The organism is Lysobacter sp. Soil_N_23, assembly GCF_057656135.1.
Genome location: NZ_JBDGKY010000007.1, coordinates 108,159 through 130,851, shown reverse-complemented (window position 1 = coordinate 130,851; position 22,693 = coordinate 108,159). Strand labels below are relative to the sequence as shown.

Genomic DNA, 22,693 nt, shown 5'->3' with positions numbered 1-22,693 from the left:
TCATGAAGGCGACGGTATCCGTCGATGCGGCAGTGCAAGGGAAGTCACGCAGCTTCCTCGACGGCATCGTGCGGCACCGGTCAGGGCTGATCTGCCTGGTGGCGGTGATCGTCTTCCTGTCGACCTGCATCGTGCTGCAGTGGCTGCGCACCGACCTGGACTGGCGCCAGGATCCGCTCAGTGCCTACCTCAAGGGGCCCTACGGCGGCTGGCTGCGATTGGCCTATTACTCGCTGAGCATGGCGCTGATCCTGCTGGGTGCGGGCCTGTACCGCGTGTTGCAGCCACAGGCGCGCAGCGCCATACCGGCGATGTTGCTGGCCCTGGCCGGGATCGCGCTGGCGGTGACCGCGATCTCCGAGACCGATCTGCCGCTGCTGGACCATGACCAGGAAAACCAGCTGCACCGGCTCGCCGCGATGACCACCTTCCTGAGCGTGACATCGGCGATGGTGCTGCAGTCCTGGCGCTTCCACTACGACGCGATCTGGCGCGTGCACGTGGCACTGGCGTTGCCCCTGGCGGTGGCCAGCTTCATCGCACTGTGGATCTACGCCTACTGGCACGGCATGCCGGAAGGCCTGCGGCAGAAGACGTTGATCTCGATGATCCTGCTGTGGCTGGGAACTGCCGCGTGGTGGTTGCGACATGAGCAGCTCGTGAGGCTGCAGCCGGTTGGGGATACGCCGCCAACGCCGGAGTAGGGCGGCTGCACGTCATCCCGCGAAGTCCACCCCGTCATTCCCGCGAAGGCGGGAACCACCACCCCGTCATTTCCGCGAAGGCGGGAACCTCCACCTCGTCATTCCCGCGCAGGCGGGAATCCATGGACGTTGCTCTCCCCCGCCGCGACCAAAAGCCCGTCATCCCCGCGAAGGCGGGGACCCAGCGACTTTCGTGCAACATCAACGGCAAATGGATCCCGGCTTTCGCCGGGATGACGGTTAAGGGACGAGATGACGGTTAAGGGGCGAGATGATGTGGGGAAACTGATGCGCTACGGGCCTGGATCCCGGCGTACGCCGGGATGACGGTGAGGACGGTGAAGACGGTGAGGTCGGTGGGACGGTGAGACGGTGAGGTAGTGATGACGGGTCGGGGCCCTCACCCGCCCGCGCTCAGATCCTCATGCAACAACCGATGAAACAAATGCTCCCCCGCCTCGCGCCGCACCGACAGCCGCCCGGTCGAATAAGCACGCGAATGCAACCCGCGCTGCACCGACTTGCAGATCGCCATGTCCTCGTCCTGGATCTGCTGCCCGACATCGACGCTGGCGCGGTTGCGCGCATACGCCGCCTCCGACACATCGTCGAACCAGAAATCGAAGATCACCTCGGTCTGGTTGACGCCCAGCGGCAGCACGAGGTTGGTGTCCATCATGCCCTCGTACCAGTTGATCATCAGGTTCGGGTGCATCCAGTAGTACAGCGCACGATCCCCCTTGCGCACCGCGGCGTAGTCCTCCTGCGCCTTGGCCGTGGTCAGCGGACTCGACTGCAGGCAGAAGCGGCCGCCGTTCTCGATGGCGTAGTTCTTGTAGTCCAGGACGCTGTCCAGACCCTTGTGCAGGTGCGGCACGTGGTAGCCACCGTCGAGGTAGTTGTCGACGAACACCTTCCAGTTGCAGTCGAACAGGTAATGGCGGCGTTCGAAGAAGTGCAGCTTCGACAGCTGCAGCGGGCGGATCTGCCCGATCAGGTCGGCGCCGAGGAATTCCTCCAGGCTCGGCCCCTGTGCATCCAGGCGCACGAACACCCAGTTCTCCCAGACAGCCGTGGCCACCGGTGCCAGCCCGTGCTGCGACCGGTCGAAATGGCATTCGCTGTTGAAGCTCGGCGTGCCCTTGAGCGCACCCTCCAGCGTGTAGGTCCAGCCGTGGTAAGGGCAGCGCAGGTTCTGCGCACAGCCCGACGGCTCGGTCATCACCGCCGCGGCATGGTGGCGGCAGACGTTGAAGAAGCCGCGCAGCTCGCCGTCGCTGCCGCGCACGACCAGGATGGGCTCCCCGGCGATCTCGCAGGTGACGTACTGCCCGGGCTCGCGCAACTGGTCCAGGCGCCCGGCCATCTGCCACGAACGCGAGAACGTCGTGCGCTTCTCGCGCTCGCCGATGCGCTCGTCGACGTACCAGGAGGCAGGAATGGTCGAGGCCTCCGCCAGCGGCAAGGTCGGGTCGTACTGGCCCAGCAGATCTGCTACGGATGAATTCATTCGCCTCGCCCTGATGCTTCCCCACGGCAAGATTTGCCCGCGACGACGATGGTGTCAATGCGTCTGCCGCAGCCCGGAGGTGCCCGGGCCGCCCCGTAGGAGCGAGCTTGCTCGCGACCCACCGTTACCGGCGCCGGTGACGGCTGATCGCGAGCAAGCTCGCTCCTACAGGAAACAAAAAAGGCCCGGCATTGCCGGGCCTTTCTGTGGATCGAAGCGACGCCTCAGTTCACCGGCGCATAGCGCAGCGTCAGGAACCACTCGCGGCCTGGCTGGTTGTAGAACGCCACAGTCTCGTAATCGCGGTCGAACACGTTCGCCACGCGCGCCTGCAGGGTCAGGTCGCGGGTGAGGGCGTACTCGGCGCGCAGGTCGAGGGTGCCGTAGCCGCCGAGGCGGCGGGTGTTGGCGACGTCATCAAAACGCGAACCTTCGCCGACGGCGGTCAGGCCGATGCGGAACGCACCGAAGGCGCGGTCGACGTCGAGGCGGGCGCTGTTCCTGGCACGACGGGCCAGGTCGTTGCCCTCGTAGAAGCCGCGGCGGTTCTCGCTGTCGAGGTAGCTGATCGCGCCGTTGATGGTCCAGTCGGCGATGGTGGCATCCGCCGACAGCTCGGCACCCTGCATGCGCGCGCTCTCGACGTTGTTGGGCAGGTTGATCGCGGCATCGAAGGCGATCAGGTCGTCGACGTCGGTGCTGAAGGTGTCGAGGTGGACGTTGAAGCCGTCACCCAGGTAGGCCAGGCCGAGTTCCCAGGTCTCGGAGTCCTCGGGACGCAGGTTGGGGTTGCCGAAGAACGGGTAGTACAGCTCGTTGAAGGTCGGTGCCTTGAACGCGCTGCCGTAGCCGGCGGTGACGCGCCAGTTGTCGGCGAACACCAGGCCCCAGGCCGCGCCGCCGGTGGTGTGGCCGCCGAACTGCTCGTTGTCGTCACGGCGCACGCTGGCCTCGAGCGACTGCGCGCCGAACTTGCCCTGGTACTGCACGAACGCGGCCTTGTTGTCGCGCTCGTCCTCGTCGTACTGCGTGGTGCTCTCGACGCTGTCGTTGAGCCAGTCCAGGCCGACGCTGAGCAACTGGTTGGTGGCAACGCCGAAGTCGCCTTGCAGCGTGGCGCTGTCGCGGTCGGTGCTGAAGAAGTCGAGGTAGGTGTCGCCGAGGAAGTTGTCGGACGAGTCGACGTTGCGGCCCGCGGTCAGGTGGACGTCGACGCGGTCGGACGGGTGCCAGCGCAGCTTGCCGCCGATGACCTGCTGGACGGTTTCGGCGCGGTCGGTGAAGTCGCCGTCGAACTCGTTGTCGCCTTCGTTGCGCAGGGCGTGGCCTTCCAGGCTCCACTGCTCGGTCAGGTTGATGCCACCGCGCAGCGACAGTGCGTCCTTTTCGTAACCATCGCGGTCGGGCTGCGAGTCCATGGCGATGAAGCAGCCGGCACCGTCGAACGTGGTCGGGTCGAAGAAGCCGTTGCAGGCGTTGATGCCGCTGGTGCGGGTGTGCTGGTAGTCGGCACCGAACCAGCCGCGGTCATTGCCGCCGCCGAAACCGACGCCGTAACCGAGGGTGTCGTTGCTGCCGCCGTCGAAGCGCACGCGCGGGGCGAAGGCGTGCTTGTCGCGACGCGTGAACACCTGGATCACGCCGCCGATGGCGTCGGCGCCGTACAGGCTCGAACGCGGGCCGCGGACGATCTCGACGCGGTCGATCATTTCGATCGGCAGGTCCTGGAATGCGGTCAGGCCCGAGGTCGCCGAGCCGACGCGGATGCCGTCGACCAGCACCAGCACGTGGTCGGATTCGGCGCCGCGCAGGAACAGCGTGGTGAGCTTGCCGTTGCCGCCCTGGTTGGACATCGAGATGCCGGCGCGGCCGCGCAGCAGGTCGGGCAGCGAGCGTGCCTGGCTGTGGCGGATCTGTTCGGCGTCGATGACTTCCACCGGTGCCAGCGCATCGTTGACGCTGATCGCGGTGCGGTTGGCGGTGACAATGACCTGGTCGAGGTCGGTCGGGTCGGTGGCGCCAGCGGTGTCCTGCGCGTGGGCGACCGCGGGTGCGGCGAGCAGGCACGCGACGGCGAGGGACAGAGTACGCAATTGCATCGATGATTCTCCAACGCACGGCTCGGGCCGTGACGGGCAACTGGGGAAGTCGCGAAAGGAGAGTGCACGAGGCTGCGGTGTGGGCGCACGGCGCCAACGTCGCCGCCGCGATGCCCTCCGCATCGCAACCAGGGGTGGGCAGCGCCGGTGAAGGCGCGTGACCCTGCTTCCAGGCCGGTCTCCGGACTCGCGAGTGGAGGCTTGTGCTCTCCGGCGCCGCGCCTTCCCGTGACATGCACAGTGGCGGATGCAGCGCTTGTACTCGCTTACCGTTGCGGGGGCAGTGCCGGAATGGTCCCTGCGGGGACGTCACCGGCTTCCCGTTTCAACCCGTCGGCAGGACGCCGCCGGGTCACCTCGAAGCGGGGCGCAGTCTACGCGATTAGCAGGTCGCTGCCCAAATGAGCCCGGCGCCGCCATCCGGGGCCCTCACCGTCATCACCACCCTCACCGTCATGAGCACCTCACCGTCATCCCCGCGAAGGCGGGGACCTAGTGACGTTGTCTTTGACGTTGTCGCGGCAGGCAGAGCAAATGGGTCCCGGCTTTCGCCGGGACGACGTGAGGTGGCGGAAGGCGTGATGGCCTGGGTCCCGGCGTTCGCCGGGATGACGGTAACCGACGGCAAAACCCTCAGTCCCGGTCTGCCGGCTCGTCCAGCAGCGACGGCATCGCCATCGTTTCCTCGGCGACCTGGGTCGTCGTCACCGGGCCTGCCGGCGGGCGGTAGCGCGGCGGCGGCAGCAGGGCGATGGCCGCTTCGGTGGCGGCGATCAGTTCGCTGCGGCGTTCGTCGGAGATCTCCTGCCAATGGCAGTCCTGCAGCGCGCCTTCGATGGCGTACAGCAGGTTCAGCGTCGGCTTGAAGCCGGCGCGCTTGACCCGCATGAACGCCTCGACCGTGCCGATCGCGGTCAGGTCCTCGCGCGAGCGCAGTCCTACCTGGCGCAACCAGGCCGCCGACTTGGGGCCGATGTTGCGCAGCTTGTCTGCGCCTTTTTCCCCGCCCTTACCGATAGTCATGCCAGCGACTCCACGAAAGCCTGGGCAATCGCTTCCAGGCCGCGCTGGTCGTCGGCGTCGAAGCGGTCGAAGTGCGGGCTGTCCAGATCGAACACGCCGATCAGCTGGCCATCCCCCCCCACAAGTGGCACGACCAGTTCAGAGTTAGACGCAGAATCGCAGGCAATGTGGCCAGGGAAGGCGTGGACGTCGGCGATCCGCTGGGTCTGGCGGGTGGTCGCGGCGGCCCCGCAGACGCCCTTGTCGAGCGGAATCCGGATGCAGGCCGGCAGCCCCTGGAACGGGCCGACCACCAGTTCGGTGCCATCGAACAGATAGAAACCGACCCAGTTCAGGCCCGGCAGGGAGTGGTAGACCAGGGCCGACAGGTTGGCGGCATTGGCTACGCGGTCGCGTTCGCCGTGCACCAGCGCCCGCGCCTGCTCGAGCAACTGTGCGTACTGTTCGGGCTTGGGCCCGCTTAGACTTTCGCTGGTGAACATAAATGCCTCTTTCCCGCAGTCTACCAGCGTGTGGCCCTCGAGCTTGGGATGGGCGGTCCGGCGATGAACAGGCGTGATGGCGGTGCCGGCTGGTTCGTCACCGGCACCGACACCGGCATCGGCAAATCACTGGCCACTGCGACCTTGCTGCACGCGCTGCGCGCACGCGGCCTGCGTGCGGTCGGCATGAAGCCGCTCGCCAGCGGCTGCGAGGTCACCGCCGACGGTCTGCGCAATGAAGATGCGCTGCTGCTGCAGGCGGCCAGCGAGCCGCGCCCGGCCTATGACGACGTCAATCCCTATGCACTGCTGCAGCCGCTGGCACCGGAACTGGCCGCAGCCGATGCCGGCGTGACGGTGCAGCTGCAGCCGATCCTGGAGGCGTATGCACGCCTGTCGGCGATGACCGATGCGGTAGTGGTGGAAGGCGTGGGTGGCTGGGCTGCACCGCTGTCGGCCGACCTCGACCAGGCCGACCTGGTGCGCGCGCTGGACCTGCCGGTGGTGATGGTGGTCGGCCTGCGCCTGGGCTGCATCAATCACGCGCGACTGACCGCGCGCGCGATCAGCGCCGATGGTTTGCGCCTGGCCGGCTGGATCGCCAACGACATCGATCCGCAGATGGCGCGCGCCGACGACAACTTCACGTTGCTGCGGCAGCGCCTGCCGATACCTTGCTGGGGACGGCTGCCTTTCCGCGATCGGCCCGACCCAGCCGCACTGGCCCATCTGCTGGCACCGATCAGCGCTTGAAACGGTCCGCATCCGGGCCTTCCTGTGCTTGATCCGGCCTGATGCCCCTCCGTGTGACTTCTGGGGGGTGGGCGGAAGACTCAGAATGCTAGACTGGACGGTATAGGAATTAAACCAATCTGAGCATCATCGCTCGTACATGACGGAATCGGAGTCCTCCCCCATGGTCAAGAACCCGCGCTCGGTGGCAATGGCCGCCGCGTTGGCCCTCGCACTCACCGCCTGTGGCGGCAAGGATCAGGCACAGGGGGGCGGCATGCCTCCTCCGGAAGTTGGCGTCGTCAAGTTGCAGCCCGGCAACGTGCCGCTGCAGAAGGAACTCGTCGGTCGTCTGGCCGCGTTCCGCAGCGCCGACGTGCGTGCCCGCGTGCCGGGCGTGCTCAAGCAGCGCCTGTATGACGAAGGCACCGACGTGAAGGCGGGGCAGGTGCTGTTCCAGATCGATCCGGACCAGCTGAAGGCGTCGACCGGCCAGTCGCAGGCCGCGCTCGCGGCAGCGGAAGCGACGTATGCCAATGCCAAGGCCGCGGCCGATCGCGCCCGCCGCCTGGCGCCGGCGAAGTTCGTCTCGCAGTCCGATCTCGACAACGCCCTGGCCGCCGAACGCAGCTCCGCCGCCGCGGTGAAGCAGGCGCAGGCCGCGCTGGCCGATGCTCGCATCAACCTGGGTTACGCCACCGTGCGTGCGCCGATCAGCGGCCGTGCCGGCAAGCAGCAGGTCACCGAGGGCGCACTGGTCGGTCAGGACGATGCGACGCTGCTGACCACCGTCGACCAGATCGATCCGCTGTACGTGAACTTCTCGGTCAGCGTCACCGAGCTCGAGCAGATCCGTCGCGCCCGCACCGGCGCCGGCACCGGCGAGGGCCAGGTCGAAGTGATCCTGCCCGACGGCAGCACCTACCAGCGCACCGGCACCATGGACTTCTCCGGCGACGTGGTCGATCCGGCCACCGGTGCGATCGCGATGCGCGCACGCATCCCCAATCCGGACAAGCACCTGCTGCCCGGTACCTACGTGACGCTGAAGGCGACGCTCGGCGAGCAGGCCAACGCCTACCTCGTGCCGCAGGTCGGCCTGCTGCGCGATGCCAAGAGTCCGTACGTGCTGGTGGTCGGAGCCGACGGCAAGGTCGCGCGCAAGGATGTCGTCACCGATCGCCTGCAGGGCGACAACTGGGTCGTCAGCAGCGGCCTGGCCGCCGGCGACCAGATCGTCGTCTCGGGCATCCAGCGCGCAACGCCGGGCCAGCCGGCGAAGGCCGCGCCGGTGGCCGCTGCCGGCACGCCTGCCCAGGACGCAAAGCCTGTCGCCAAGCCTGCCGCCGAGGCGCAGGCAAACAAGGACTGACCCCCCGCCATGTCCAGATTCTTCATCAACCACCCGGTCTTCGCCTGGGTCATCGCGATCCTGATATCGCTGTGCGGCGTGCTGGCGATCTTCAACCTCGGTGTCGAGTCGTACCCGAGCATCGCGCCACCGCAGGTCACCGTATCGGCGTCGTACCCGGGCGCGAGCGCCGAGACGGCCGAAGGCGCGGTCACGCAGGTGATCGAGCAGCAGCTCACCGGCATCGACAACCTCGTCTACTTCAACTCCTCGTCCAGTTCGAGCGGCGGCTCCAACATCACCCTGACGTTCGCACCGGGCACCGACCCGGACATCGCCCAGGTGCAGGTGCAGAACAAGGTCGCGCTGGCAACGCCGCGACTGCCGACCGAAGTGACCCAGCAGGGCGTGGTGGTGGCCAAGGCCAACGCCGGCTTCCTGATGGTGGTGGCACTGCGCGCCGACAGCGAGCGCTTCGACCGCGACAGCCTCAGCGACATCATCGGGTCGCGCGTGCTCGACCAGATCGCGCGCGTGCCGGGCGTGGGCAGCACCCAGCAGTTCGGCAGCGAATACGCCATGAACATCTGGCTGAACCCGGACAAGCTGCGCGGCTACGGCCTGTCGGCGACGCAGGTGCTGACCGCCGTGCGCGGCCAGAACGTGCAGTTCGCCGCCGGCAAGATCGGCGCCGATCCGGCACCGGCCGGGCAGGCGTTCACCGCGACGGTGTCGGCCGAGGGCCGCTTCAGCACGCCCGAACAGTTCGGCAACATCATCCTGCGCACCAACACCGACGGCACCAGCGTGCGCCTGCGCGACGTCGCCCGCATCGGCCTTGGCGCGACCGCGTACGGCTTCGACAGCCGCTGGGACGGCCAGCCGGCCGCCGGCTTCGCCGTCCAGCTGGCACCGGGCGCCAACGCACTGGGCGTGGCCGAAGCCATCTATGCGCGCATGGAGGAGCTGCAGAGCACCTTCCCGCCGGGCGTGAGCTGGTTCGCGCCGTACGACAGCTCGACCTTCGTCTCGGTCTCGATCAAGGAAGTGATCAAGACCCTGTTCGAGGCGATCGTGCTCGTCTTCCTGGTGATGCTGATCTTCCTGCAGAACCTGCGCGCGACGCTGATCCCGACCCTGGTGATCCCGATCGCGCTGCTTGGCACGTTCCTGGGCATGTACTTCATCGGCTTCACGATCAACCAGCTCAGCTTGTTCGGCATGGTGCTGGCGATCGGCATCGTGGTCGACGACGCGATCGTGGTGATCGAGAATGTCGAACGCATCATGACCGAGGAAGGCCTGTCGCCGAAGGCGGCCACGCGCAAGTCGATGAGCCAGATCAGCGGTGCGGTCGTGGCGATCACCGTGGTGTTGGCGGCGGTGTTCATCCCGTCGGCATTCCAGGGCGGTTCGGCCGGTGAGATCTACAAGCAGTTCGCCATCACCATCGCCATGGCGATGTTCTTCTCGGCGTTCCTGGCCCTGGGCTTCACCCCGGCGCTGTGCGCCACGCTGCTCAAGCCGACGGCCGACCACCACCGCGACAACTTCGTCTTCCGCAACTTCAACAAGTTGTACGACAAGGTCAGCAGCACCTACATCGGCCATATCGGCGGTGCGATCAAGCACACGCCGCGCTGGATGATGGTGTTCGGCCTGCTGGTGGTGCTGTGCGGCTTCCTGTTCACGCGCATGCCCGGCAGCTTCCTGCCCGAGGAAGACCAGGGCTATGCGATCGCCCTGATCGGCCTGCCGCCGGGCGCCTCGATCACCCGCACCAACGTCGTGCTCGACCAGGTCCGCGAGACCATGCAGAAGCAGGAAGGCTTCGACGGCATCTTCCAGGTCTCCGGCTTCAGCTTCGTTGGCCAGGGCGAGAACGTCGGCATCGCCTTCATCCGCCTCAAGCCGTGGGAAGACCGCAAGGTCACCGCCAGCGAGTTCATCCAGAACGCCAACATGGCGCTGTATGGCATCCGCGACGCGCAGATCTTCGTGATCAACCTGCCTACGGTCAGCGGCCTGGGCCAGTTCGGCGGTTTCGACATGTACCTGCAGGATCGCGGCGGCAAGGGTCGTGACGCGCTCGCAGAGGCGCGCAACACGCTGCTGGGCAAGGCCAACCAGAACCCCGCGCTCACCGCCGTGCGTCCGAACCAGCTCGAGGAGTCACCGCAGCTCAAGCTTGACGTCGATCGCGTGCAGGCGCAGTCGATGGGCCTGTCGGTGTCGGACATCTACAACTCGATCCAGCTGATGCTGGCGCCGGTGTACGTCAACGACTTCGTCGACTCCGGCCGCGTCAAGCGCGTGACCATGCAGGCCGACGCGCCGTACCGCACCGGTCCGGGTTCGCTGGCCAATTTCTACACGCCCAGCCCCGATGGCGATGCCGACGACACCGATCCCAACGGCGCGATGATCCCGCTGTCGAACGTGGTCAAGAGCCACTGGATCACCGCATCGCCGTCGCTGACCCGTTACAACGGTTACTCGGCGGTGGAGATCGTCGGTTCGCAGGCACCGGGCCACAGCTCGGGCGAGGCGATGAACGAGATGCAGAAGATCGTCGAGGAGGACCTGCCGGAAGGCTTCGGCTATGACTGGACCGGCCAGTCGTACCAGGAAATCCTCTCGGGCAACCAGGCACCGGCGCTGTTGGCGCTGTCGATCCTGGTGGTGTTCCTGTGCCTGGCGGCGTTGTACGAGAGCTGGTCGGTGCCGGTGGCGGTGCTGCTGGTGGTGCCGCTGGGTGCGCTGGGCGCGGTGTTGTTCTCGCTGATGCGCGGCCTGCCCAACGACATCTACTTCAAGATCGGCCTGATCACGGTGATTGGCCTGGCGGCGAAGAACGCGATCCTGATCGTCGAGTTCGCCATTGAGCAGCGCCAGCACGGCAAGACGCTGCGCGAAGCGACGATCGAAGCGGCGCACCTGCGCTTCCGTCCGATCCTGATGACCTCGTTCGCGTTCATCATGGGCGTGTTCCCGCTGGCCATCTCCACCGGCGCCGGCGCCAACTCGCGCCATGCGATCGGCACCGGCGTGATCGGCGGCATGCTGTTTGCGACGTTCCTGGGCCTGCTGCTGATCCCGGTGTTCTACGTGGCGGTGCGTCGTGTGCTCGGCGACAAGCTCGACGAGAAGCCGGTACTGGTCCATGACGAGGACGAGGAACCGCTGACGCGCCCGGCGACCTGACCGCCGCACGCCTCCGCAAATGCAAACAGCCCGCCAATCGGCGGGCTGTTTGCTTGAGGGGCCCGTCATCCCCGCCGCGTCAAACGCCCCTCACCGTCATCGGCCCCCTCACCGTCATCCCGGCGAACGCCGGGATCCATTTTGACTTTGCCTTCCGATGAGATCCGTCTCATGCACTCACGCATAGCGAATCGAAGCTGAGCGTTCCCGCGAGATTCTCCCATGGCGTGCGCAAGGGACGATCGAGGACGCTATGCGGCTGCGCGCAGTTGCGCGCTGCATATCCCCCACGCAAGGAACACAACAGATGAAGAAGACCCTGATCGCCCTGGCGCTGGTCGCCATTGCCGCTCCGATCGCAGCGCAGGCCAGCGAATCCAACGGCATCGGTTACAACTACGCGCAGTTGGACTACGTCTATACCGACAGCGACGCCTTCGACATGGACGGCGGCACCCTCAGCGGGTCGTATGCCTTCACCGACAACTTCTTCATGTTCGGCGAGTACGGCGAAGTGAAGGGCGACTACGATCTCAACGATTTCGACTACGAAGGCCCCGCCAATAACGTCAACTTCGATGCCAAGGACAGTCACTGGTCGCTGGGCGCTGGCTTCAACGCCCCGATCGGCGACCGCGCCGACTGGGTGACGAAGGTGGCATACGATCGCCACACCCTGAAGGCTTCCACCCACGGTTTCAGCAGCCGCGAACACATCGATGGTGGCTACGTCACCACCGGCGTGATGGGTCGCGTCACCGACAAGCTGACCGCAAATGCCTATCTTGGCTACACGGATTACAACCGGGGTTACGACGGCAATGTTTTCGCCGATTTCGGCGCTGTGTACGCATTCAACAAGACCTGGGGCCTGCACGCTGGCGCGGTGCTGAGCGACGCCACCGAAACCTACTCGCTGGGCGTGCGCGCCAGCTTCTGATTCTGCTCTCGAGAGTGGCGTCCCGGCGCCCCGATCGCGCGGCACTGCAGTGAAGGATCTGCTGGTGCGGTTGCTGTTGCGGATGGGGCTGTCGTCTGCGGACGACGCTTCGGTGTTTCGTTGCATGGTCTTCGGCGGCCCTCACCCCAACCCCTCTCCCGTAAACGGGAGAGGGGCTCCCAACGATTGGAAGCCCGTCATCCCCGCGAAGGCGGGGACCCAGCGTCGTTGCTCTGATGCCCGTCATTCCCGCGAAAGCGGGAACCCAGTGACTCTGCTCCATGGCGGGTTTGAAACCACCTGATCCTTTCGCGGGCGTCCGGCCCCGAGCTCACCGAGCAGCCGTGCGAATGAGCAAGGGCACGGACACCGCCCCGTATCGGGGCAGCCCGAGTCCCGCCATTGCCGCCATGTCACGCGGACAGCGCATGGAGCCAACACGCGAAGTCGATAAAACAACTGCAGCTTCCGGAAGGAGGGGGTGGGGTGTATTTCGCGAACAGTTAACGGAGCGAAGCGGAGGTTCGCGGAATACACCCCACCTCCTCCCCCACTGACCACGCACGCAGAAAGCCTGTTTGCCCTTACCCCAACCCCTCTCCCGCAAGCGGGAGAGGAGTTCAAGAGCACAAAAGAAAAAACCCGACAGCTTTCGCTGCCGGGTTTCCAAACCACCGCCGGGAGGGGTTGGCGGGGGGAGATAAATGAAATCAGTAACCTGGAGAGAGAGGCGGCTGTTTCGTGGAGCTGATTCTTACTTGGCAGCCTTGTTGGCGGCCTTGATGGTGTTGTCGACGCTCGTCTGCACTTCCTTGGCCGAGGTCTCGAACTGCGCCTTGGCCAGCTCGGTGATCGCACCGTGGGTCTTGAGCGTGCGGCCGAAAACTTCCTGACCGGTGCTCACGCTGCGCTCGAGGTTCTCGCGAGCCACCTGCACGCCCTTGGGCAGCAGCGACTTGGCGGCTTCGAAGTCACGCACTTCGGCGGCTTCGCCGAGGAAAGCGAACGTCGCGTTGACGCGGTCTTCGATCGCGGCCAACTGCAGGCCGATGACGGCCTCGGCATTGGCGAGCGCGAGGCGGTTCACCTGCGCGGCGGTCTCCGCGAACTGGCGCGTCGCGGCGGCAAATTGCTCGTTGAACGGCTGGTACATGGTGGACTCCGTTGGGTGGATCAATCCGGGGAGGGAGTTCGGATTGTGCGATGCAGCATAACCGGGTTTGTGTTGCAGTGCAACATGCCCGGAGGGCAGGTTCAGCCAGTGGTCGGGATGTCTGGCTGACAGAACCGGCTGGCACAATTGGCGTCACGCGATCGCCCGGGGCCCCGTGTCACGGTCTGAATGCGTCGCAGCAGGGATGATGGCCTTCCAGGATGACCAGAAGATGATGCGAGACCTCGTGCCCGCCTGCTCCCGCCTCCTGAGTGCCGTCTCCCGGCACGGTCTCGGCCGGCTTGCCGCCCTGGCCCTGTTGACCCTGCTTCCAGTCGTCTCGGCCCTGGCCCAGCAGGCCGCGCAGCCCCCTTGCGTCGGCCTGGTCCTGGGCGGCGGCGGCGCCCGCGGCTCGGCCCATGTCGGCGTCCTGAAAGTGCTCGAGCGCGAACGCATCCCGGTGTGCCGCGTCGCCGGCACCAGCATGGGCTCGATCGTCGGCGGCCTGTACGCCACCGGCTACACCCCGGCCGAAATGGAAACGCTGATCGAGACCATCGACTGGGCCGACATGTTCATCGACGACCCGCCGCGCCCGGGCCAGCCGATGCGGCGCAAGGACGCCGACTTCCGCTACCTGCTCGACCTGGAGATCGGTTACGCCGACGGCCGCGTGGTGTTGCCGGTCGGCATCGTGCAGGGACAGAAACTGTTGCTGCTGCTGCGCCGGCTGACCTTGTCGACGTGGAACGTGAAGGATTTCGACCAGTTGCCGATCCCGTTCCGCGCCGTCGCCGCCGACATCATCACCGGCGACAAGGTCGTCTTCGACAATGGCGACCTCGCCCTGGCGATCCGCTCGAGCATGTCGGTGCCTGGCGCATTCGCGCCGGTGCGCATCGACAACCGCCTGCTGGTCGACGGTGGCATGGCCGACAACGTGCCTGTCGACGTCGTCCGCCAGATGGGCGCGCAGCGGCTGATCGTGGTCGACGTCGGCTCGCCATTGCACACCGAGGCGACGCTGACCAACCCGCTGGCGATCATGGACCAGATGATCAGCGCGCTGATGGCAGAGAAAGTGCGCGCGCAGCTGGCCACGCTGAGCGACCAGGACGTGCTGATCCGACCCGAGCTGGGCGACATCACCGCCTCGGAATTCAATCGCGGCGCCGAAGCGATCGCCATAGGTGAACGCGCCGCCGAGACCGTGTTGCCGCAGCTGCGCTCGATGGCGGTCGACGAAGCCACCTACGCCGCGTACCGCGAGGGCCAACGGCAACGCAGCTTCGACCCGGGGCTGGTGCAGTTCCTCGACGTCATCAAGGTCAAGTCGCCCTCGGCCAACCGCCAGGTCGAACGCGCAGTCGCCGAGAATCTCGACAAGCCCTTCGACGTCGACGAGATCGAGAAGGACCTGGGCACCGCCTACGGTGATGGCCGCTTCCAGCAGATCGACTACCGCCTGGCCGAACGCAATGGCGAGATGGGACTGGAGATCATCCCGGTCGACAAGCCGTGGCGCGCGTTCGGCAAGCTCGGCTTCCAGCTCGACGACAACTTCAACGGCCGCAACAGCTACATGGTCTCGTCGGAGCTGACGTTCAACAACATCAACAGCCTCGGCGCCGAGTGGCGCAACGTGGCGCGGCTGGGGCGCATCACCGGCCTGCTGTCGGAGTTCTACCAGCCCTTCGGCGAGACCGGCGAGTTCTACCTGAAGCCCTCGCTGGAACTGCGCAACGAATCGCTGCCGCTGTGGGCAAACGGCAACCAGCTGGCGGAGTTCCGCATCAACCGCCGCGAGATCGCACTGGAAGCCGGGTATACGCCGGAGCCGGAGTGGCGCGTCTCCGCCCAGTTGCTGCGCGGCCGCGACCGCGCCGACCTGCTGATCGGCAATCCCAACGATTTCAGCGGCGGCAAGGAGGGCTACGCCGGCATCGACTACAACGCCACCTGGGACACGCTGGACAACATCAACTTCCCGACCAAGGGCACGCGCGTCAGCGTCGACCTGGAAACCTACTACGACGTGATGGGCGCGGACGTCGAAGGCAATGTCGCCCGCCTCACCGCCGACTGGGCCCGCGCCTGGGGTCGCTACCACCTGCTGCTGGGCGCGCGCATGAGCAGCGCGCTGGAAGACGACAACTTCTTCCAGACCCAAGGCTTCCTCGGCGGATTCCTCAACCTGTCCGGCTTCGACGAGCGCGCGCTGTTCGGCAACCAGACCGCGCTGGCGCGCGCGGTGCTGTACCGGCGCACCGGCAACACCAGCCGGTTGTTCTCGTTGCCGATGTACGTCGGCGCCAGCCTGGAAACAGGCGGCGCCTGGTTCAGTAAGGACCTGGTGGATGCCGACGACCTGATCCTCGCCGGCAGCCTCTTCATCGGTTTCAGCACGCCGCTGGGGCCGATGTTCCTGGCCTACGGCGGCAACGACGATGGCGAGAGTTCCTGGTACCTGACGTTCGGCTCGCTGCTGCGGCCCTCGGTCAAATAGGCCGTAGGAGCGAGCTTGCTCGCGATCCGGTGGGAGGCCGCTCCCACACCTCAGCTTCTTCAGCTGCCGCGGTAATGGCAACCGGAAGTGCACGTCTCGTGCACCACCACTTTCGACAGCAGCGGCAGTGCCGGCTTGAGGTTGTCCCAGATCCACACCGCCAGGCGTTCGCTGGTCGGGTTGTCGAGGCCGTCGATGTCGTTGAGGTAGTGGTGGTCGAGGCGGTCGTACAGCGGCTGGAAGGCGGCCTTGAGGTCGCCGAAGTCCATGACCCAGCCTGCATGCGGGTCGATCTCGCCTTCGACATGGATCTCGATGCGGAAACTGTGCCCGTGCAGACGCGCGCACTTGTGCCCCGGGGGGACGTTCGGCAGGCGGTGCGCTGCCTCCAGAGTGAATGCCTTGAAGATCTTCATGCCGCCCAGTTTACTCCGGGCGTAGCTGCGGCCCGCATCCGCCCTTGCCGCCGGCACGGGCGGCGGCATTGGCGGCGCCGACGTAACGGCCGACCAGCGCCTTGAGCTGGTCGAACTCCTCGCGGCGGGTGACCGCGCCGGCAATGGTCCTGCCCGAGGCCGGCTCGCGCACCACCAGCGTCCCCCAGAAGCCGGAATGGCCGGTCGCAGCGACACCGTCGAACGAGTAGGTGAGCAAACCCAGGCGGTAGGGGCTGTCGGCGGGCAGGCCGACCGGAGACTGCATCAGTGCCAGCGTGGCGCCGTTCCTGAAGATCCGACCGGCCAGCAGGGCGTCGAAGAAGGTCGCCATGTCGGCAGGCGTGGCGACGATGCCGCCGCCGCCGAACAGATCCATCGACGGATCCCAGTCGTAGGTGTCGTCGCCCTCGAAGAACTGGTGCGCGCGCGTGCGGCCACGGGCCGGTTCCGCGTGCTCCCAGTAGGTGCCGGGCAGGCCGCGGGCGCTCAGTGCAAGCTGCGTGCGTACCGCCTTCGGCAGCGGCTGGCTGCTGACGCGTTCGATGATCGCGCCGAGCAGGATGTAGCCGGTGTCGGAGTACGAATACTTCTCGCCGGGCTTGCCGGCCGGCTGCGTCCATTCGACCAGATGCGCGACGTCCTCCGCCGGGCTCCACTTCGTCGCCGGGTTGGCCTTGACCGCGGCGATGAACTGCGGCGCCTGCGCGTGGTCGGCCAGGCCCGAGGTATGGCTGAGCAGCTGGCGCACGGTCATCTCGCCGGGGCTGTAACCATCGCGTTCGAGCAGGTCGATCCATTGCGGCGGCAGGTACCGGTCGATCGTCGATTGCAGGTCGAGTTTGCCGGCTTCGTGCAGGCGGAGCGCCGTAGCGGCGACATAGGTCTTGGTCACGCTGGCGATGCGGAAACCTTCGTCGCCTTTCAATGGCGTTGCCGAAGGGGCCGCCAGCACGCGCGTGTCGCGGGCGCCGTCGGGCGCAAGCGTGGACACGACGATCTGTCCTTTCAGGGCGCCGGCATCGAGCGGGGGCAGCGCCTGCGCGAGGCAGGCATCGGCCGCGGCTGCGGTCAGTGCGGTGGAGTACAGCAACGCGGCAAAGCCAATCCGGGTCATTGTCATCGTGGTCGGGTCTCGCTGAGTCAGGGCACGCTGGAAACGTCGCCATCTTGGCCTGCATTGGCAGCCCTCGACCATGGCAATGGTCACGCCGGCAGCACCGCCCGTGCAACACGGTGTCGCATCGGCGCCCGTACACGCGGAACTCGCATCGATGAACCCCGCCCCAGCATCAACACGCGGTTATCGACGTCTTCACGCAGCGGTACAGGCGCGGCTACGCACACTGGCCGCACATCGCAACAGGAGGAAACCCCGAGAATGAAGACCAAACTTGCAATGATCGCAGGCGCATCGCTGTTGATTGCGGCAGCGATGCCGATGCAACTGCTGGCCCAGGACAAGGCCCAGGCAATGGAAGCCGAAGAGGGCGATTCGTCGCAGCCTGCAAGCGATACCTGGATCACCACCAAGGTCAAGACCGACCTGATGGCCACGGCGGACGTGCCCGGTACGATGATCGATGTCGAGACCGTCAATGGCACGGTCAAGCTCGCCGGTACCGTCGACAACAAGGCGAGCGCCGACAAGGCCGTCGCGGTTGCCAAGAAGATCAAGGGCGTCAAGAGCGTCGATGCCTCCGCGTTGACGGTTGCCGGCAAGTAACCGGCGATCGCAACGCAGCCCCTCTCCAGCGCTGCGCGGGAGAGGGGCTTTGTCTGGCATTCAGTCCCGCGGTTTGGCCGGCACGAACGGCGACACCGGATCGCTTGCCGGAAAGGTTTCTTTCAGCGCCTCATCGAGGTTGTCGCTCTCGTGGCGCTTGCGTCGCGCGCGCTCGCCAGCGCCCCTTTCGCCAGGTTTGGCGGTGTCGGATCGGCGAGAGCGATGAATGGGCGGATCCTTCCGATCCTGGGGTCCGGACATCGCATGCTCCGTAGCGGGCTGGGTCTGGTCGGACGATACGGACGCGACGCTAATGCGACGTGAGGACTTCGCTTTCGCATCGGACGCTACTTCGGAAACGCCAGGGTGATCGAGAACCGCGCCGTCCAGCGATTGACGAACTCGGGCCGGTCGACGTTGTAGAAGCCGCCCAGCCCGAAACTGACCGGGACATGGCCGAAGCGGACGACCTTCGCCACGGTACCGCCGATCGGAACCGTCCACTCGTTGCCCGACGTTCCCTTCCAGTTGTACGAGGTCTCGGAGGTGAACGAGAGCGACCAGCCGTCGTGCAGGTTGCGGGTGAAGAACGGCTGGATGTTGGTCAGGCTGACATCGTCGCGATCGCTGTCGCCGGCGATCGACCAGACATGGTTGGCTAGCGCGCCGATCGTCCACTTCCTGTCGGCGGTCTTGTGAACCAGTACGAACGCCGGACCCAGCGACCATTTGCCGGTGCCAAGGCTGTCATCGCTGGCAGTGTCGAGCAGCGCAGCAGGGCCGAAGCCGATCTCGGTCGCACCGGTAGTGTTGGGGATGTAATAGCCCTGGACGAACAGATCGCCGACACCACTCTTGTCCTGCGGGAACTGGTTGGAAACCAGCGGCAGGATCGGGCGCAGCAGGAACTTGCCGTTCTCGCCGACGAACGGGATCACCGGCTGTACCTTGAGGCTCTGGTTGTGGCAGCAGTCCCCCGGTCCTGCGTCACCCATGTAGTTGTACTGGAACGGCACCGACACCATCGGTGCGCCAGGGTCGTTGAGCTTGCGCGCGATCTCGTCGGCGGACTGGCCGCCGGCGGCCTCCTGGGCGAACGCGAGTGCAGGTGCGAACAAGGTGAGGGCGGTCGTCGCCAGCAGTGGCTTCATGCGGTGTCCCTGGATTGGTGCGGGAAGGCAGCTCAGAACGTGATGCTGGCCGAGAGCAGGAACGGATCGCCCTTGAGGCGGTTCTCCACGTCGAACTCCTTGAGCCAGCGCGCGGAGAACTCGACCTGGCCGCCGTCCCACTTCTTGGCGTAGGTGGCGATCGGTCCCAGTGCGAGCGAGTGGCCCTTGAAGCCGTCCAGCCGGTCGGCGAGCGCGCTGTCGTCGTCTTCGATCTGCTCGATCCAGCCGCCGACGCCGCCGATGCCCCAGCCGTTGCCGAAGCGCTTGACCAGCAGCGAGTCGACGCGGAACACCGCGCCGTTCTGGTAATCGGTCGCTTCGTTCTCGGTGTAGATGTCGACCGCGGTCGTGGTGCTCCACTCCAGCGTGCCCTTCTGGAACAGCTGGGTGTAGCCAACCGTGGGCGAGAAGGTCCAGTTGTTGAGGCTGGGATTGGCCAGGCGTCCGACTTCGTAGTCGCCGGTCGGCGCATAGATGTACAGCGACAGCGAAACGTGGCGCAGCTGGTCGATGTGGTAGCTGGCGATCACCGGCGCGAAGAACGCGTCGAACAGACCGCTGTCGCTGTCGCTGCGGGTACCGGTGATCGGTCCCAGGCGCACGTCGGCATCGGCTTCGATATCGACGAAGGGAATCGTCGCCATCGAGGCGAAGTTCCAGCGGCCTTCGCCGGTGTCCCAGATGTACAGACCGGTGAAGGTGAGCATGTCGAACGTGCCCGTCAGCCCGACCGAACTGACGCCGCCGATCGGAATCTCGCGCCCGCCGCCGATGTCGCCGGAGTAGTGGGCATAGCCGATCAGCATGTTCCAGCCCGGCGTGGGCGGAATCAGTCCGGAATAGGACGCCGCCTGCAGGCCGGTGATCGGACGTCCGACCGCGCCTTCGGTTGCGTGCGCCGGTGCGAGGATCGCAGCGACGCTCATGGTCGCTGCGAGGATGGATCCACGAATGGTGTTGTTCATTCAAGGCCCCCCGGCCGTTGATTCTTAGCGCCGCCGGAATCCGCCGCCGCCGCGGCCGCCGCCCATGCTCGGCCGGAAGCCGCCGACCGGGCGGTTGTAGCCACCCGAAGGCCGGTTATAGCCACCGGCCGGACGGTTGTAGCCGCCTGCGGGCCGGTTGTAGTTGCCACCGGATCCCATGTTCGACGGTCGTCCGCCGTAGCTGCCGCCGGTGATGCGCTCATTGCCGCGGTCGCGCGCGAAGCGTTCGCTGTCGAGGTCGCGGGTCTGGCCACTCAGGTTCTTCGATGCGTCCGGACGCGTGACCTGGCTCCAGCCGTTCTCGTCATGCTTGTAGACGTTGCCGTCCTTGCCGGCATAGACGTTGTCGTTGACGTTCACCACGCCGCCGTGATTGAGCGTGCCGGTGTCGGCGTTGTAGTGGAAACCGCCGACGCCCTTGGCATCGACGCGATTGCCCTGGCTGTCGAATCCGCCCACACCAGCTGCGCCATTGGGCCCGGCGACAGCACCACCGGCGCTCTGCGTGACGCGCCCGGTGTTGGTGTTGACCGTGGTGCGGCTGCCGCCTGCAGCCGCCTGGCCGGTATACGGATTGACCGCCACTGCACCGCCGCCGGCGACGACACGACCGGTCTGCGGGTTGTAGCGGATGCCCTGCGCGCCAGCAGTGGTGGTACCGGTGTAGATGTTGGTGTTGACGCCGGCGCGGCCGACGCCGCGGCCGCCGGTGGCTTCGTTGTAGTAACCACCGCGGGCCCCGCGACCGACATTGCCGGTCCACGGATCGGCCCAGGCGGCAGCGGTGCCGCGAACGGCCGCGTTGCCCCAATGCCCATAGACATTCCACGCAGCAGCGCCACCGCCCCAGTAACCCCAGCCGTATCCCGGGCCATACCACGGGCCCCACCACGGGCTGTAGGGCCCATACCAGCCGCCGTACCAGCCCCAGCCATAGCCGAACGTCCAGCCGACCCAGGCATTCCAGCCGAAGTACACGCCCATGCCGTAGGTCGCCGGGCAGCCGTACCAGTACGCGCCGACCCATGGGTCGCAGGCGTAGCCGGTGCCATAGACGACCACGTTGTCGGTCACCACCGTGCCGTAATAGCCAGGCGTGTAACCCACATACACCTCGTCGTCGCTGCTGCCATAGACGCGCACGTAGGTGACGTAGTGCAGCGGCGAGCTGGTCGGAATCGAATAGATCTCCGCCGGCACGCTCGTCGCCACGGTCCACGGCCCGGTCGCCGAACTGGCGGTGAACCAGATGCCCTTGTCGACCGCGTAGAAACTGTTGGCCGCGACCTTGATCACCGGCACGGCGGTGTTGTGCGCGTACTGCAGCGCGGTGCCACCGATCGAGACGAACTGCGGCGCGCCGTCGTACTGCACGTTGAGCTTGGCTTCGTTGCGCTTGACCGTCGCGTTCTGCGGGATGTCGTTGGCGATCAGCGCCTCGCGCGATTCAGGCGTGTTCGGGATAGAGGCCAGAACGCCGCTCTTGGGGCTGTCCGGCGGAATCTTCGCGAACCCGGCCGGCAGGCTCGAAGGCGGCACGTAGCGCCACGGCCCCTTGCTGGTCGCCGCGGTGAACCAGCGACCCGACACCAGCACGTACCAGGCATTGTCGGCCGCGCCGTCGAGGATCACGTCGGCGCCGGTATTGTCGATGTAGCTCAGCTTCGTGCCTGGAATTGCGACGAACTGCGGCTCGCCCTGCACCGAAATGAGTTCAGCCGGATGCGTGCGCACATGGATGTCGGGCGCCCTGCCGGAGGCAAAGTCCTGCTTGAGCGCATCGGGCGGATTGTCGAAGGTGTCGACCTCCTTGCCTGCCTTGGCCATCGCCTGCGTCAGCGCGGCGTCGACGCTGGCAGCCGCGCTCCATGGGCCGCTCAGTGCGGGCGCCGTGGACCAGTGCCCGGCGACGTTGGTGTAGTACTTGCCGCCCTGCTGCAACAGCAGGGAGCGGGTGTTGATCACCCGTTGCACGCCCGACGCGCCGCTGGGCTTGAGCACCGGTTCGCCATCGACGAGCAGCAGCACTGCCGGCGTGGTGCTGAAGATGATGTCGGGCGGGTCGTTCTTCACCGGCAGCGACGGCGGCATCTTCGCGTCGACCTTGGCGATCGCCATCGCCGACTCGAGCATGTCCAGCGACACGGTCAGGGTCGACTTGGTCTTCAGCTGCTGCCGGGCAAGCTGCAGGTACTGGTCCTGCTTTGCGGTCGCAGTCGGGAAGCTCGCCGATGGCAGCTGCAGGTCGGTCAGGACCACCGCGCGGGCTTCCTTGTCGATCTCGGTGCGGGCCTGGAACTGCACGACACCGTAGTCGACCGACGCCTCCGACTTGCCGTCCTTGCCGGTGTGGACGCCCGACTTCACCGCCATCACGAAGCGGCCCTTGAGCTGGTTGCCCTCCCAGCTGTCGTACTGCGGCTGGTGCACGCTGAAGCTGGTGCCCTGCACGGAGAAGTCACGCGGGAACGGGCGCGCGTCGATGCTGGCCGCAGTGGTACCCGCCGCGGTGGTCCCCTGCGCAACCACCTGCGGGACACCGAAGACGGCCGACCCGGCGAGCACGGCGACGGCCAGGCTCAGGACGGGCACGATGGGATTGATGCGCATGGGTGACCTCGATGCAGTCAAGCTCGAACGGTTCGGATGTGCGGCGCCGCAAGATACGTAC

Annotated in this window: 18 protein-coding genes and 1 riboswitch; of the genes, 7 read left to right on the top strand and 11 right to left on the bottom strand. The window is 66.4% G+C overall.

The window, feature by feature from the left end:
- The first annotated feature begins 2 nt into the window (after positions 1-2).
- Positions 3-704, top strand: a complete 702-nt coding sequence (locus AC3A3X_RS07815; RefSeq protein WP_487582457.1) for a DUF998 domain-containing protein — start codon at positions 3-5, stop codon at positions 702-704.
- 400 nt (positions 705-1,104) lie between these two features.
- Here the strand turns inward: AC3A3X_RS07815 and AC3A3X_RS07810 are convergent, their stop codons facing one another.
- From AC3A3X_RS07810 to AC3A3X_RS07795, 4 genes are all read right to left on the bottom strand, one after another.
- Positions 1,105-2,214: an aromatic ring-hydroxylating oxygenase subunit alpha gene (locus AC3A3X_RS07810; RefSeq protein WP_487582456.1), complete on the bottom strand. Its 1,110-nt coding sequence runs from the start codon at positions 2,212-2,214 to the stop codon at positions 1,105-1,107.
- Between the two features lie 224 nt (positions 2,215-2,438).
- The gene (gene btuB, locus AC3A3X_RS07805; protein WP_487582455.1) at positions 2,439-4,313 is read right to left on the bottom strand and encodes a TonB-dependent vitamin B12 receptor; all 1,875 of its coding nucleotides are present in this window, start codon (positions 4,311-4,313) and stop codon (positions 2,439-2,441) included.
- A 155-nt stretch (positions 4,314-4,468) separates the two neighbouring features.
- Positions 4,469-4,688, bottom strand: a riboswitch (cobalamin riboswitch).
- A gap of 258 nt (positions 4,689-4,946) precedes the next feature.
- Positions 4,947-5,336: a TfoX/Sxy family protein gene (locus AC3A3X_RS07800; protein ID WP_487582454.1), complete on the bottom strand. Its 390-nt coding sequence runs from the start codon at positions 5,334-5,336 to the stop codon at positions 4,947-4,949.
- Positions 5,333-5,818, bottom strand: a complete 486-nt coding sequence (locus tag AC3A3X_RS07795) for a GAF domain-containing protein (RefSeq protein WP_200608788.1) — start codon at positions 5,816-5,818, stop codon at positions 5,333-5,335. Before AC3A3X_RS07795 ends, AC3A3X_RS07800 begins: the two co-directional genes overlap by 4 nt.
- Before the next feature lie 63 nt (positions 5,819-5,881).
- On the opposite strand from AC3A3X_RS07795, the gene bioD reads away from it, so the two are divergent.
- The 4 genes from bioD to AC3A3X_RS07775 all read left to right on the top strand — a co-directional run bounded on the left by bioD (position 5,882) and on the right by AC3A3X_RS07775 (position 12,045).
- Entirely contained in the window at positions 5,882-6,571 is a 690-nt protein-coding gene (bioD, locus tag AC3A3X_RS07790; protein WP_487582453.1) for a dethiobiotin synthase, read from the top strand.
- A 163-nt stretch (positions 6,572-6,734) separates the two neighbouring features.
- Positions 6,735-7,922, top strand: coding sequence for an efflux RND transporter periplasmic adaptor subunit (locus tag AC3A3X_RS07785; protein WP_487582452.1), 1,188 nt, complete (start codon positions 6,735-6,737; stop codon positions 7,920-7,922).
- Positions 7,923-7,931: 9 nt separating this feature from the next.
- The gene (locus AC3A3X_RS07780) at positions 7,932-11,105 is read left to right on the top strand and encodes a multidrug efflux RND transporter permease subunit (RefSeq protein ID WP_487582451.1); all 3,174 of its coding nucleotides are present in this window, start codon (positions 7,932-7,934) and stop codon (positions 11,103-11,105) included.
- Between the two features lie 307 nt (positions 11,106-11,412).
- On the top strand, positions 11,413-12,045 hold the full coding sequence (locus AC3A3X_RS07775; protein ID WP_487582450.1) for an outer membrane beta-barrel protein: 633 nt from the start codon (positions 11,413-11,415) through the stop codon (positions 12,043-12,045).
- A 754-nt stretch (positions 12,046-12,799) separates the two neighbouring features.
- On the opposite strand, the gene AC3A3X_RS07770 is transcribed toward AC3A3X_RS07775, so the two are convergent.
- Entirely contained in the window at positions 12,800-13,198 is a 399-nt protein-coding gene (locus AC3A3X_RS07770) for a phasin family protein (protein ID WP_200608778.1), read from the bottom strand.
- A gap of 319 nt (positions 13,199-13,517) precedes the next feature.
- On the opposite strand from AC3A3X_RS07770, the gene AC3A3X_RS07765 reads away from it, so the two are divergent.
- Positions 13,518-15,704, top strand: a complete 2,187-nt coding sequence (locus AC3A3X_RS07765) for a patatin-like phospholipase family protein (protein WP_487582449.1) — start codon at positions 13,518-13,520, stop codon at positions 15,702-15,704.
- A gap of 59 nt (positions 15,705-15,763) precedes the next feature.
- Here the strand turns inward: AC3A3X_RS07765 and queD are convergent, their stop codons facing one another.
- Together queD and AC3A3X_RS07755 are read right to left on the bottom strand one after the other, a co-directional pair.
- Positions 15,764-16,120: a 6-carboxytetrahydropterin synthase QueD gene (queD, locus tag AC3A3X_RS07760; RefSeq protein ID WP_487582448.1), complete on the bottom strand. Its 357-nt coding sequence runs from the start codon at positions 16,118-16,120 to the stop codon at positions 15,764-15,766.
- A 10-nt stretch (positions 16,121-16,130) separates the two neighbouring features.
- Positions 16,131-17,255 (bottom strand): serine hydrolase domain-containing protein, encoded by a 1,125-nt coding sequence (locus AC3A3X_RS07755; protein WP_487582447.1) that lies wholly within the window; start codon positions 17,253-17,255, stop codon positions 16,131-16,133.
- A gap of 264 nt (positions 17,256-17,519) precedes the next feature.
- Between AC3A3X_RS07755 and AC3A3X_RS07750 the strand changes: the two genes are divergently transcribed.
- The gene (locus AC3A3X_RS07750) at positions 17,520-17,864 is read left to right on the top strand and encodes a BON domain-containing protein (RefSeq protein ID WP_487582446.1); all 345 of its coding nucleotides are present in this window, start codon (positions 17,520-17,522) and stop codon (positions 17,862-17,864) included.
- Positions 17,865-17,924: 60 nt separating this feature from the next.
- On the opposite strand, the gene AC3A3X_RS07745 is transcribed toward AC3A3X_RS07750, so the two are convergent.
- From AC3A3X_RS07745 to AC3A3X_RS07730, 4 genes are all read right to left on the bottom strand, one after another.
- Positions 17,925-18,125, bottom strand: a complete 201-nt coding sequence (locus AC3A3X_RS07745; protein WP_487582445.1) for a hypothetical protein — start codon at positions 18,123-18,125, stop codon at positions 17,925-17,927.
- Between the two features lie 86 nt (positions 18,126-18,211).
- The gene (locus tag AC3A3X_RS07740) at positions 18,212-19,015 is read right to left on the bottom strand and encodes a hypothetical protein (RefSeq protein WP_487582444.1); all 804 of its coding nucleotides are present in this window, start codon (positions 19,013-19,015) and stop codon (positions 18,212-18,214) included.
- Between the two features lie 32 nt (positions 19,016-19,047).
- Positions 19,048-20,001 carry a SphA family protein gene (locus tag AC3A3X_RS07735; protein ID WP_487582443.1) on the bottom strand — a complete coding sequence of 318 codons (954 nt, stop codon included), beginning with the start codon at positions 19,999-20,001 and terminating at the stop codon, positions 19,048-19,050.
- A gap of 24 nt (positions 20,002-20,025) precedes the next feature.
- Positions 20,026-22,632, bottom strand: a complete 2,607-nt coding sequence (locus AC3A3X_RS07730) for a hypothetical protein (protein WP_487582442.1) — start codon at positions 22,630-22,632, stop codon at positions 20,026-20,028.
- Positions 22,633-22,693: the final 61 nt, after the last annotated feature.

Coding starts and splice junctions, on each gene's coding strand:
- AC3A3X_RS07815 (WP_487582457.1), top strand. CDS start 3: ATGAAGGCGACGGTATCCGTCGATGCGGCAGTGCAAGGGAAGTCACGC.
- AC3A3X_RS07810 (WP_487582456.1), bottom strand. CDS start 2,214: ATGAATTCATCCGTAGCAGATCTGCTGGGCCAGTACGACCCGACCTTG.
- btuB (WP_487582455.1), bottom strand. CDS start 4,313: ATGCAATTGCGTACTCTGTCCCTCGCCGTCGCGTGCCTGCTCGCCGCA.
- AC3A3X_RS07800 (WP_487582454.1), bottom strand. CDS start 5,336: ATGACTATCGGTAAGGGCGGGGAAAAAGGCGCAGACAAGCTGCGCAAC.
- AC3A3X_RS07795 (WP_200608788.1), bottom strand. CDS start 5,818: ATGTTCACCAGCGAAAGTCTAAGCGGGCCCAAGCCCGAACAGTACGCA.
- bioD (WP_487582453.1), top strand. CDS start 5,882: ATGAACAGGCGTGATGGCGGTGCCGGCTGGTTCGTCACCGGCACCGAC.
- AC3A3X_RS07785 (WP_487582452.1), top strand. CDS start 6,735: ATGGTCAAGAACCCGCGCTCGGTGGCAATGGCCGCCGCGTTGGCCCTC.
- AC3A3X_RS07780 (WP_487582451.1), top strand. CDS start 7,932: ATGTCCAGATTCTTCATCAACCACCCGGTCTTCGCCTGGGTCATCGCG.
- AC3A3X_RS07775 (WP_487582450.1), top strand. CDS start 11,413: ATGAAGAAGACCCTGATCGCCCTGGCGCTGGTCGCCATTGCCGCTCCG.
- AC3A3X_RS07770 (WP_200608778.1), bottom strand. CDS start 13,198: ATGTACCAGCCGTTCAACGAGCAATTTGCCGCCGCGACGCGCCAGTTC.
- queD (WP_487582448.1), bottom strand. CDS start 16,120: ATGAAGATCTTCAAGGCATTCACTCTGGAGGCAGCGCACCGCCTGCCG.
- AC3A3X_RS07755 (WP_487582447.1), bottom strand. CDS start 17,255: ATGACCCGGATTGGCTTTGCCGCGTTGCTGTACTCCACCGCACTGACC.
- AC3A3X_RS07750 (WP_487582446.1), top strand. CDS start 17,520: ATGAAGACCAAACTTGCAATGATCGCAGGCGCATCGCTGTTGATTGCG.
- AC3A3X_RS07745 (WP_487582445.1), bottom strand. CDS start 18,125: ATGTCCGGACCCCAGGATCGGAAGGATCCGCCCATTCATCGCTCTCGC.
- AC3A3X_RS07740 (WP_487582444.1), bottom strand. CDS start 19,015: ATGAAGCCACTGCTGGCGACGACCGCCCTCACCTTGTTCGCACCTGCA.
- AC3A3X_RS07735 (WP_487582443.1), bottom strand. CDS start 20,001: ATGAACAACACCATTCGTGGATCCATCCTCGCAGCGACCATGAGCGTC.
- AC3A3X_RS07730 (WP_487582442.1), bottom strand. CDS start 22,632: ATGCGCATCAATCCCATCGTGCCCGTCCTGAGCCTGGCCGTCGCCGTG.